A 10,793-nucleotide genomic window follows, 5' to 3' on the forward strand; every position below is an offset into this window, starting at 1 on the left:
TCGTGAGACAGTTCGGTCCCTATCTGCCGTGGACGTTTGAGATTTGAGAGGGGCTGCTCCTAGTACGAGAGGACCGGAGTGGACGAACCTCTGGTGTTCCGGTTGTCACGCCAGTGGCATTGCCGGGTAGCTATGTTCGGAAAAGATAACCGCTGAAAGCATCTAAGCGGGAAACTTGCCTCAAGATGAGATCTCACTGGAGCCTTGAGCTCCCTGAAGGGCCGTCGAAGACTACGACGTTGATAGGTTGGGTGTGTAAGCGCTGTGAGGCGTTGAGCTAACCAATACTAATTGCCCGTGAGGCTTGACCATATAACACCCAAGCAATTTGACTACTCGAAAGAGCATCAGATTGCGGTGTGTGAAGACGCAATGAACCGAAAGTTCGACGCTCACAAAACACCGAAAGCTATCACCTACCCAATTTGCTGAAGCGCGGCCATCTGGTCACGACTCAGTACCCGAATTTCTTGACGACCATAGAGCATTGGAACCACCTGATCCCATCCCGAACTCAGCAGTGAAACGATGCATCGCCGATGGTAGTGTGGGGTTTCCCCATGTGAGAGTAGGTCATCGTCAAGATTAAATTCCAAAACCCCTATCTGCGCACGCGGGTAGGGGTTTTGTTTTTGTCCGCAGGAAAGCCAAGATGGGCGACTCAGCGCTTATAGAGCAGCGCATCGACCACGACGCCAAACGCGGATGAGTGTTCACGGCGATTGGGGTAGTAAAGATGGTAACCCGCAAAGGGTTGGCACCAATCCTCCAGCACCCGCAGAAGACTACCGTCGGCAAGCTCCTTGGCTACCATATCTTCTGGCAGGAAGCCTAACCCACAACCTGCGACAGCAGCGCGCAGGATCGGCACGCTGCTGTTGAACGTCCATTGTCCTTCGACACGTGCCTTGAGTTCGTGACCGTCCTTTTCAAAATCCCATTGCATCAGGCTCCCGTGAGTGGGCAGGCGTAAATTGATGCAATTATGTGCGGCCAAATCCCCCGGCTCTTTCGGAAAAGGTCGTTGTTTGAAATATTCAGGCGACCCCACTACCGCTATGCGCAATGGTGGCCCGATCGGCACGGCGATCATGTCCTTGGCCACCTGATCGCCCAGGCGTACGCCCGCGTCGTAGCGCTGCGCTACGATGTCGGAGAGGGCGTAGTCGACGGTGATTTCGACCTTGATGTCCGGGTAGTCGGGAAGCACCTTCAACAGCTTGGGCCAAAGGATGTTGTTCGCCGCATGTTCGGAAGCTGAAATCCGCACGTTGCCTGCCGGGGTGTCGCGAAACTCGCTGACCGCAGCCAGTTCAAGTTCAATTTCGTCGAAGCGCGGCGCCATGGACTGATACAGCCGTTGACCAGCCTCGGTAGGGGATACGCTGCGCGTGGTTCGGGTCAACAGGCGAACGCCGAGCCTGGTTTCGAGCGCGCGCATGGTGTGGCTCAAGGCGGACTGCGAAACGCCCAGCTGTGCGGCGGCGCGAGTGAAGCTGCCTTCACGGGTAATGACCACGAAGGCTTGCAGATCGTTGAGATTGGCGCGGGCCATTGATGAGAACCTCTCATGCGGAGCGCGGGATTATTCCATGTAATCAGGTTCCGCATGGATGCGCGACCCCAACGAACCAATCACAAGGTTCTTGCGAAGAACGGCGTCAACTTGCCGAGTGCAGCGTCCACATACTTGGGAACCCAGTAGGTTTCGATGTGCGTTGCGCCATCGATAATGAACAACTCCTTGTCCTTCGTGCCGGTGGCTTTGGGGAACGCATCCTGGGTCATGTACAAGCTGTCGGCCTTGCTGCCGGCGATCATCAGCAATGGCTGATTGATCAGTTCGATCTGGTTGGTGGCGTCGAAGCGCATCAGATCCAGCAGGCTGCTCGTGGTGTATTTGAAGGTCGAGTCAGGGTGCGCATGCGTCTTCCAGTAGTACTCGTAACCCTGGCGATACAAGGCGAACGGCAGCTTGGCGATCTGCTCGTCGGTGAGGTTGGCATCACCCGAATAAAGCACCTCGCCGCCAGCCGCTTCTTGAGCGCGGGCAGCGGAAGCCTGTTGCAGGCGTTGCTCAATGGTGTCCAGTTGCGAGTCGTTGTAGCCATTGCGGCGCACCCGGCCAGAGTTGAACATGCTCACGGTCGCCACCGACTTGAATCGCTTGTCGGTTTGCGCCGCGACCAACGAGTAGCCGCCGCCACCGCAGATGCCGAGCAGGCCCAGACGCTTGCCGTCGACGCCAGCATACTGAGTGATGAAGTCCGCCATGCCGTGGATATCCTCGATACGGTACGCCGGCTTGTCGATGCTGCGCGGCTGTCCGCCACTCGCGCCTTGATACGCGGCATCGGCGGTAATCGTGATGTAGCCTTGTTCAGCCAGTCGCTGGGCATACAGACCGGCGACTTGCTCTTTCACACCACCATTCGGATGCGCCACCACCACCGTCGGGTAGACCTTCTTCGCATCGTAGTTGGCAGGGGTGTAGACGTTGGCAGCGATGTCCAGGCCATTGAGCTTGTAGGTGACCGGATGGATGTTGACCTTGCCGGGTTCGTTCTTGGTAATTGCGCCGTCGTAAGCCAGGGTGAACGGGTTCTTTTTGTAGTCGGCGGCACCGGCTTCGCCGGCAGACATACCGACGATGGCGGCCATCAGCGAGGCTTTCAGAATGGTGTTTCTCATAGGAGTCTCCGGAGCATTGAAAGGGTGCGTTTGAAAAATGTTCTGTAGCCGTCAATCCAGATGTTTTTCTGTCAGAAAGCCGGACACCAGGTCCGCGATCTGCACATTGTTCAAATCCGACATGGGGAAGTGGGTATTGCCCTTGATGCCAATCTCCGGCAAATGGATCAGCCTCACGTCACCGCCGTGCCGGTTGACGGCGTCGCGCCATAGCCGGGCCATCGTAAGGCGGGCGCGCCAACTGTCCTGGGCTGGCAGGTCGACAGCTTGCTCCGGGATGTTGTCGCCGTAGAGGATCAGGATCGGAATGCGTGTGAGCGCCATGAACTGATCCATCGGCACCGCTGCGCCTTGCACCGTGTCGAACGCGCTGGGAATCGGCGCGGGTACTTCACCCTGCGCGAAGACGAAGCTGCTGCCCGGCTCGAAAGCCACGATGGCCTTGACCTTGTTGTTCTTGATCGCCGTCAACCAACCCGGTCCGCCACCCTGTGAGTGAGTGAGCAGGATGCCGGGGCCGATTTTGTCGAAGACTGCCGACACGCCATCGGAGACCACGCCCATGTCGAACGGACCGGTGTTCGGCGTCATCGCGCGGAAGAACTGGTCGCGCGTTTGCGCATCCCGGGCAACCTGCACACCTTCGAAATAGTTGGGCCACAGGCCGATGCGGAACTGGTTGAACCAGAGTTGCTCGTCCGGGACAGGCTTGACCGTCGCCTCGACCATGCTGCGCCCGGCATCGCCGCGACGCGGCTGGTCGATCAGATACACGCCGTACTGGCGACGCAGAAAGATATTCTGGAAACCTTCCCGGCCATCCGCGGTGGTTTCCCAGGTCTTGGAGAACTGGCCTGCGCCGTGCCACATGACGATGGGCAGTTTTCGCGCATCGACCGGGATTTGGTAGAAGGTATAGGCATGGTCGCCGTGGTAGGTTTGGCCGTCTGGCGTCATGGGCTTACGCGGATTGAACGAACCCGGTGCTGTGATCATCGTCCCGCCGGCGGCAAAGCTGCCTTGCTCCTGAATCATCAAGGGAGCGGCGGCATTGGAGTGGCTTGCACAGGCGGCAAGCACGCTCAGCAGGGCAATGCTCAGCAGGTTTTTTCCAGTCTTCATGTTCAACCTCCCGAGGCAGCAAGTGCCTGTGTCAGGGCTGCGCTTGCACGTTTGGCGGCTTGTTCATCGCCGTGCTCGGTGAGAACCGCGATGACTTGGTGCAATTGTTCCTCGCTCAGTCCAACCCGCATGCTCGCCCGCATGTGCGAGCGCAACTGCGATTCCACCCCCGGCGTCGCGGCCAGCGCCCCGACGGTCGCCAGCTCGCGGCTTTGCCAGTCAAGGTTGTCGCGCTCGAAGATGTCGCCGAACAGATGGGTTTGCAGGAACTGGTTGATGACCGGGGCGAAATCGAACACCGGCCCCTTGACCGGCCCACCCGAAATTCGGGTTTGATTGGCCGTCCCTGCCGCGAGCAACGCCTCACCGGTTGCAATGGCACGGCTGGGTTCGCGTCCAGGCTCATCGTGAATGCCACGTTGTTTGCGCGCTTGCACAACCGTCATCAGTTCGTTCAATGCATTGAGGCTGCGCGGGAAGCCGACATAGGCGTAGAGCTGTACCAGGATTTCCTTGGCCTCGCTGACCGTCAGGCCGGCATCCAGGCCTTGGTTCAAGGCTTCGTTGAGCTTGGGCATGTCACTGGTTGCCATGAACGCTGCGATCAGTGGAATGGCCTGTTGCCTGGCCGACAGCGTTTGTGCCGCGGATTGTGTGCTGGTCATGGGTTGCGACGCCTCGGCTTTCTGGGTGGCAACACCCGACATCAACCCAAGGCCCAGACACAGGGCTATCAGCGCGGGGAGGGGGCCGGTCTTGTGATGTGCGATCGGTGTGTCAGTGGTCATCGTGAAAGGCTCCATCCATTGCTCAGCGCAGGCTATTGACCTTGGTACTGCGCATCCGAGACTTTTTCCGCCCAGGTGACAGCCTTGCCGTCCTCGGCTTCGGCGATGGCGATGTGAGTCATTCCGTTGGTGGCCGTCGCGCCATGCCAGTGACGTGTTTGCGGCGGGATCCAGACAATGTTTCCCGGACGGATTTCCTGACGTGGGCCGCCCTCTTGCTGCACATAGCCGACCCCGGCGGTGACGATAAGCGTTTGCCCCAGCGGATGGGTGTGCCAGGCCGTGCGTGCGCCGGGTTCGAAGGTCACCGTGCCACCGCCGATGCGGGCCGGGGAATCACCCTTGAACAGGCCATCAACCCGAACCGTCCCCGTGAAGTTTTCCGCCGCGCCCTTGATGGAGGGTTGAGAGCCGGCGTGGGTGATCCGGATCTCGTTGGAGGACTGGGCGCAGGCTTCCCCTGCCATGAGGGATAAGGCAACCAGAGGGGCGATCAAGGGATTCATCAATGTTGCTCCTAAAGGCGGGTTAGCCAACTGCAAGGCTGCTCCCATTCAGAAATCGAGACGCGTACAGTTCAACGCCCTGCACGGCGCATTAACGTGTCAGATGGCTGTCGCTCATCCAGGCGTTCAAGCGTTCCATGGTCTTGCGCTCCTGCTCACCCTCCATCACGAAGCCTTCCATCACCTTGGACGTGGGCGCATGTTTTCCGAGGACGCTGCGGCTATTGCCCAGCCCGTAGCCGCCGTGGGTGTTGAAGGGGATGATGGTTTTCCCGCTCAGGTCGTGGGCCGTCAGGAACGAACGCACGATCGGCGGAGCGGTTTCACCCCAGATCGGAAAGCCAAGAAACACAGTGTCGTAGGCGGCCATTGCCCGAACCTTGCTTTCCAGGGCTGGCTCGAAGCCGCTGTCGCGTTCCTGGCGCGCCTGCTCCACCGTTTCCAGGTAATCGTCGGGATAGGGCTTGGCCGGGCGGATCTCGAAGAGGTCGGCACGAAGTCCCCGCTGGATGAGTCCGGCAACGACTCGGGTATTGCCGGAGCGTGAAAAGTACGCCACCAGGGTGCGAGACCCCGAGCGGTGCGGTTCGCTGCCGGTTTGCGTGTCGGCGAGCGACAGCAGCGGGGCGCTCGCGAGCGCGGCGATGACCGTGCGCCGAAGCGCATCGTGATCCTTGCTCATGACAATGCTCCGTTAGCGCCCGACGCGAGCCTTGAGGGCCTCAGGGTAACGCTCGCCGTGGATGCGGATCTGCGCCAGTGCCGCATCGATGGCCTTGAGCTCGGCGTCAGTGAGTGTGATGCTGGCACCGCCGAGGTTTTCTTCCAGGCGATGCAGCTTGGTCGTTCCGGGAATAGGCACAATACACGGCGCCTGTGCGAGCAACCAGGCGAGCGCGATCTGCGCCGGTGTCGCGTTCTTCTGCGCGGCGATCTTGCGAATCAGCTCCACCAGCACTTGATTGGCTTGCAGCGCCTGCTGGCTGAAGCGGGGAACGATGCTGCGAAAATCGTCGCTACCGAAGGAGGCATCTGCCGACACGGTGCCAGTGAGAAAACCCTTGCCCAGGGGACTGAAGGGCACGAAGCCAATACCCAGCTCCGCGAGTGTCGGAAGAATCTCTTGCTCAGGCTCTCGCCACCATAACGAGTACTCACTTTGCAGCGCTGTAACAGGCTGGATAGCATGAGCACGTCGAATGGTTTGCACGCCCGCCTCTGAAAGACCGAAGTGCTTGACCTTACCTTCCAGGATGAGCTCTTTCACCACACCCGCGACATCCTCGATAGGCACGTCCGGGTCGACGCGATGTTGGTAAAGCAAATCGATGAAGTCTGTCTTGAGCCTGCGCAGCGAGCCCTCGACGGCGACCCGGATGTGTTCCGGGCGGCTGTTGAGAATCTGCTGTTTATTGTCGGAGCCAAAGGTAAAGCCAAACTTGGTGGCGATGACCACCTGATCGCGAACCGGCGCCAGCGCCTCACCCACCACTTGTTCATTCAGGTACGGGCCGTAAACCTCGGCGGTATCGAAGAAGGTGACGCCTCGGTCAACGGCCGAGCGGATCAACGAGATGGCTTGTCGGGTATCGGTAGCCGGGCCGTAGCCATGGCTGAGGCCCATGCAGCCCAAGCCCAGGGCAGACACTTCAAGGGAACTGTTTCCGAGTTTGCGCTTGTGCATTTCAATCTCCCGCTTTTGATGGTCAGGCTGCACGTCAGTGATATCGGCTGGGTGCAGGACCGCTGGGGAAACAGTAAGCGAGCTAACGGATGAGCACTAGACGGGTAAATCGGCAAGGGTTCATGAGGTTTGTTCATCAATCCGGGCACGTGCGCCCACCCACCCTGTGTAGGAGCGAGCTTGCTCGCGATGGAGGCCAACGATGACGCGGGAAACCAGACTTACCGCGGCGTCCTCTGGTTTTTCGCGAGCAAGCTCGCTCCTACAAGGGGCGGCATGTGATTTGGGAGTGGAAGTGAAGGCAATGGACCCGCCAGGGTGGCGGGTCCGATAGGGCATCAAAGTTTCGGCAATTGCCCGATGCGGCCCATCATCTCGGTCACGATCTGCAGGTCCAGCAGGAACTGCTCGGTGGTCTTGAACTCGTTGTCGTTGTGGCCGGTGTATTTGACGTCCGGCATGGCCAGGCCGAATTGCACGCCGTTAGGCAGTTCATGCACGGAGGTGGCGCCGGCGGAGGTGCCGAACTTGTGTTCCATGCCCAGGTTTTCGCTGGGCACCGCGAGCAGGGCCTTGACCCATTCACCCTCGGGGTTGCGGTACATCGGTTCGGCAATCGACAGGTCGAAGGTCGGTGCGATCCGGGTCTTCTTGCTCCAGGAGTCCAGTTTTCCGGCGATTTCGGATTTGAGCACTTGCGGCGTCTTACCCTTCGGCACGCGCAGGTTGACCGCGAGTTTGAAGGCTTTGTCATCCATCCCGACATAGGTCAGGGAAGTGGTCAGCGGGCCCATGAACTCATCGGCAAAACCGACCCCCAACTTGCCACCCAGGTAGTCCAGCCCCCAGTTGTCGGCGGCGTAGCGGGCGGCGTCAGTGATCTGGTTGTGCTTGAGCGCGACCTTGCCGTCGAGGCTATTGATGAAGTCGAGCATCCTGGCCACCGGGTTGACGCCGGACTCGGGCTCGGAGGAGTGGGCGGACACACCGGTGACCGTCAGTTTGACGTCCTTGCCGTCGACTTTGGCGGCGACCTCGAAGTTGCCGCCGTTGCGCTTGGCATACTCGCTGCCGGCCTTTTGCAGGCGGGCGGCCAGTTCGGCGGGCTTGTCGGTCACCAGGGTCGCGACCGATGTCGACGGTATCTGGTTGGTGGCCAGGCCGCCGGTCATCGAGGTGATTTCTGCGCCTTTGCCTTGCGCGGTGCGCTTGGCGAAGCTGGCCATGACCGTGCCGTAACCTTTCTCGGCGATCACCACCGGGTAGCCACCATCCAGCGCCAGGTTGTAGTTGGGGGTCGGGTTGCGTTCGAAGTAGTAGGGGATGGCGTCGCCCGTGGTCTCTTCGGTGGTGTCGACCAGCAGCTTGAAGTTCCTGGCCAGCGGCAGCTGCTCTTCCTTGATGATCTTCATGGCGTAGAGCGCCACCACGATGCCGTTTTTGTCATCTTCGGTGCCGCGGCCATACATGCGGTCGCCGACCAAAGTGACCTTGAACGGATCGAGGCGGGTGCCGTCCTGCAGCACCCAGTTCTCCGGCGTCACCGGCACCACATCGGCATGGGCGTGAATGCCCACGACTTCATCGCCAGCGCCTTCCAGGGAGACTTCATAGACGCGGTTATCGATGTTGCGAAAGTTCAGGTTGAACGCCTGGGCGAGGCCCTTGATTTTCTCGGCAATCTTGAGAAATTCGGGATTGTCGTGCTGGGCAACACCGTCCACGCGCACGGTTGGAATGGCTACCAGCTCCTTCAAGGTTTCGGTGGCCGCGCTGCCGTATTTCACCCGGGCATAGAGGCCAAGCAGGCGATGGATTTGGTTTTGCTGCTCAGCGGTAAGCGTCTTGTTGCCCTGGAACGCACGGACGGCCGGGCCGAGGTCGTCGGTCTTGGCGATATCGCTCTTGGCCAGACTTGCGAGGAACTGCCTGAAATCCTTGACCGACGTATCGCTGAAGGTCTTGAGGATGATCGCGCTCTGTTGTGGCGTGATGTTGGCGTGGGCAGCGCTGGTGAACGACGAAAGGCTGGCGAGCATGAGGGTGGTCGCAGCCAGGTGCTTGAGTGAAAAATCCATTGCAGGGGGCATTCCTTTGCAGGCGGTTTGTAAGAAATATCTGATCGTTTGATCAGAAACATTTGCAAACTACCACCACGAGCGTGTGAAACGGGAGCCCCTGAAGTGGGATCTGTCGCACAGAAATGCAAAAGCGGCGCAGAAATGAAAAACCGCCCTATCAATGATTGCATTCTGCCATCACTACGTGGCAGGTATTCGGCGTGCCGCCGGATCGGCCCGCATAGCGGATGCAATTATCCAGGGATTTCTGGCGAGCCATGTCCAGGCTGTCCGCCCAGGCGAGGCCGCCTTCGCCGACAGTGGGGAGGGCTTTTGCATAGCAGGTTGAACCCGTGTTTGGGGCTGAATAGCGAGCCGTGGTGRCTTTGCCTGAACATCYCGCTGTCAGTACCAGGTCGATGGCGAGCAGGGAAAGCAGGATCCATGGCGAGCATTGACGCGCAGTTTTTCCCGTCATCCCGGTTCCCCTGTAGCAAGAGGTGTATTTGAGATCGTACCCCGCCAGATCAGGGCAGGGGCACACTCTTTCTTTGAGCCTATCCCTGCGGCATCGATCCTGCTGGTCCTTTCGTCTGCTTTCCTTTTTTCAGTGTGTCTGGTCGTCCGAGAGTCGAGGTGGGTCGCTATAGGCCACTGAACAGGCTGATGATCACGGCATTGACCAGGTCAATGAAAAAGCCACACACCAGCGGCACGATCAGGAAGGCCTGGTGCGCCGCGCCATACTTTTGCGTCACGGTCGATACAGCCAATGCCAGCCTTGCTCGTCCAGATAGCTTCCTAATCATCAGCTACGTCCGTGCGCCAGGAGTGAGGACAGCCTAGCCTGAACGGGAAAACCCATCCGGGTTGGCATAGGCCGTCATCACGCTCCCGATGGTCAATCAAACGGCTGACGCTAGCGCTTGATCAGAGAAATCTTCGTTCCCTCGATACTGACCCCCGCCATTAATCCTTGCTGGTCGAAGATGAACGCGTAGGCGTCGTCTTTGAGCGTCGAGCTGGACAGGTTCTTCGCAACCCCTTCATCCACCACGACAACCGTTGGCCCTACACCGATTTCCCAACCCTTGGTTTCAGCGACATATTTCACGGCTTTATCGGTCATCAGGAAAACCACATAGCCGTACGACTGGGCGCCGGCCTGCAGCCCCCATGAACCGCTGACGGAGTTGTAGTAGTTCTCGACTTTCGTGCCCTTCATTAAAACGCCTTCGCCATAGCTGCCGCCGAACACGAGACCCGCCTTGATGATTTTCGGGAAAACCAGCACAGCCTTGGCGTTGTGCGAGATGGTTTCGGAAAAAGGATGGGTCTTGTTGAGAGTCTGCAACGCTTGTCGAGCGTCGGCATTCAGATCCTCGGCGGTAGCCGCTCCGGCATTGTTCAGGAAACTGGCCGATGCCAATGTTGCAGCCGCGAGGAAGAACGACAGGAAGAACCTCATTGATTGAGTCATTTGCGTACTCCGCTGAGGGAGCATGGGATGAGAGCAGCGGCAAGTGCCTGCTTCATGCAGGAACCGAACCCACTGAGGTTATCCGGCGCGCCCTGAAATGTGTGAATTTGCTGGCATCGCTCGTGAGTGAAGTCGCCCTGGGCCACTGAACATTTGCGCTGCCATCAGCTGTTATGACCACTGCGTATCGGCCGGGTTCGCTGTCAATTCTGCTTCTCGCCGCCAGTTTCACTTTACGAAGCGGTTGAATCACAGTTGAAATCGGTTCGTCACGGGCTCAATGCAGGCAGCAAAAGGCCCGCGCAATGGCGTAATGCTGTTCACTTAAGTATTTGAGTCCCAGCCGGGCTTCCCCGAAAATCCGATGCCAGACCTCTGGCATCGGATTTTTTATGTCTGTTCAACAGGACCTGCTCGACCTCGGCGACCTTTTCAACTTTTGCGACCTGAGCACCTTCACCC

At 59.1% G+C, this 10,793-nt stretch carries 10 protein-coding genes, 2 rRNA genes and 1 pseudogene; 2 read left to right on the top strand and 11 right to left on the bottom strand.

Annotated features, from left to right (window positions below):
• Both AC1DXW_RS30125 and rrf read left to right on the top strand, forming a co-directional pair.
• Positions 1–312: ribosomal RNA gene (locus AC1DXW_RS30125) — 23S ribosomal RNA — on the top strand; the annotation flags it as partial.
• A 157-nt stretch (positions 313–469) separates the two neighbouring features.
• Positions 470–585, top strand: a 5S ribosomal RNA gene (gene rrf / locus AC1DXW_RS30130).
• Positions 586–661: 76 nt separating this feature from the next.
• Here the strand turns inward: rrf and AC1DXW_RS30135 are convergent.
• The 11 genes and pseudogenes from AC1DXW_RS30135 to AC1DXW_RS30185 all read right to left on the bottom strand — a co-directional run bounded on the left by AC1DXW_RS30135 (position 662) and on the right by AC1DXW_RS30185 (position 10,331).
• Positions 662–1,555, bottom strand: coding sequence for a LysR family transcriptional regulator (locus tag AC1DXW_RS30135; protein ID WP_477760844.1), 894 nt, complete (start codon positions 1,553–1,555; stop codon positions 662–664).
• 80 nt (positions 1,556–1,635) lie between these two features.
• The gene (locus AC1DXW_RS30140; RefSeq protein WP_477760845.1) at positions 1,636–2,691 is read right to left on the bottom strand and encodes an alpha/beta hydrolase; all 1,056 of its coding nucleotides are present in this window, start codon (positions 2,689–2,691) and stop codon (positions 1,636–1,638) included.
• 51 nt (positions 2,692–2,742) lie between these two features.
• Positions 2,743–3,813, bottom strand: a complete 1,071-nt coding sequence (locus AC1DXW_RS30145; protein ID WP_477760846.1) for an alpha/beta hydrolase — start codon at positions 3,811–3,813, stop codon at positions 2,743–2,745.
• 2 nt (positions 3,814–3,815) lie between these two features.
• A complete protein-coding gene (locus tag AC1DXW_RS30150; RefSeq protein WP_477755596.1) occupies positions 3,816–4,601 on the bottom strand; it encodes a carboxymuconolactone decarboxylase family protein in 786 nt (261 codons plus the stop codon).
• A gap of 32 nt (positions 4,602–4,633) precedes the next feature.
• Positions 4,634–5,107 (bottom strand): (R)-mandelonitrile lyase, encoded by a 474-nt coding sequence (locus AC1DXW_RS30155; RefSeq protein ID WP_477755597.1) that lies wholly within the window; start codon positions 5,105–5,107, stop codon positions 4,634–4,636.
• Between the two features lie 91 nt (positions 5,108–5,198).
• Complete coding sequence (locus AC1DXW_RS30160) at positions 5,199–5,789, bottom strand: flavodoxin (RefSeq protein WP_477755598.1); 591 nt, start codon at positions 5,787–5,789, stop codon at positions 5,199–5,201.
• A gap of 12 nt (positions 5,790–5,801) precedes the next feature.
• Positions 5,802–6,791, bottom strand: a complete 990-nt coding sequence (locus AC1DXW_RS30165; RefSeq protein WP_477755599.1) for an aldo/keto reductase — start codon at positions 6,789–6,791, stop codon at positions 5,802–5,804.
• A 338-nt stretch (positions 6,792–7,129) separates the two neighbouring features.
• Complete coding sequence (locus AC1DXW_RS30170) at positions 7,130–8,869, bottom strand: dipeptidase (protein WP_477755600.1); 1,740 nt, start codon at positions 8,867–8,869, stop codon at positions 7,130–7,132.
• 160 nt (positions 8,870–9,029) lie between these two features.
• Positions 9,030–9,329 (bottom strand): hypothetical protein, encoded by a 300-nt coding sequence (locus tag AC1DXW_RS30175; RefSeq protein WP_477760847.1) that lies wholly within the window; start codon positions 9,327–9,329, stop codon positions 9,030–9,032.
• Between the two features lie 166 nt (positions 9,330–9,495).
• Positions 9,496–9,618: pseudogene (locus AC1DXW_RS30180) on the bottom strand (sodium/glutamate symporter); the annotation flags it as partial.
• 152 nt (positions 9,619–9,770) lie between these two features.
• Positions 9,771–10,331 carry a lipid-binding SYLF domain-containing protein gene (locus tag AC1DXW_RS30185; protein ID WP_477755602.1) on the bottom strand — a complete coding sequence of 187 codons (561 nt, stop codon included), beginning with the start codon at positions 10,329–10,331 and terminating at the stop codon, positions 9,771–9,773.
• Positions 10,332–10,793 lie beyond the last annotated feature (462 nt).

The sequence above is a fragment of the Pseudomonas sp. P4_C4 genome (assembly GCF_056402055.1).

Coding starts and splice junctions, on each gene's coding strand:
- AC1DXW_RS30135 (WP_477760844.1), bottom strand. CDS start 1,555: ATGGCCCGCGCCAATCTCAACGATCTGCAAGCCTTCGTGGTCATTACC.
- AC1DXW_RS30140 (WP_477760845.1), bottom strand. CDS start 2,691: ATGAGAAACACCATTCTGAAAGCCTCGCTGATGGCCGCCATCGTCGGT.
- AC1DXW_RS30145 (WP_477760846.1), bottom strand. CDS start 3,813: ATGAAGACTGGAAAAAACCTGCTGAGCATTGCCCTGCTGAGCGTGCTT.
- AC1DXW_RS30150 (WP_477755596.1), bottom strand. CDS start 4,601: ATGACCACTGACACACCGATCGCACATCACAAGACCGGCCCCCTCCCC.
- AC1DXW_RS30155 (WP_477755597.1), bottom strand. CDS start 5,107: ATGAATCCCTTGATCGCCCCTCTGGTTGCCTTATCCCTCATGGCAGGG.
- AC1DXW_RS30160 (WP_477755598.1), bottom strand. CDS start 5,789: ATGAGCAAGGATCACGATGCGCTTCGGCGCACGGTCATCGCCGCGCTC.
- AC1DXW_RS30165 (WP_477755599.1), bottom strand. CDS start 6,791: ATGCACAAGCGCAAACTCGGAAACAGTTCCCTTGAAGTGTCTGCCCTG.
- AC1DXW_RS30170 (WP_477755600.1), bottom strand. CDS start 8,869: ATGGATTTTTCACTCAAGCACCTGGCTGCGACCACCCTCATGCTCGCC.
- AC1DXW_RS30185 (WP_477755602.1), bottom strand. CDS start 10,331: ATGACTCAATCAATGAGGTTCTTCCTGTCGTTCTTCCTCGCGGCTGCA.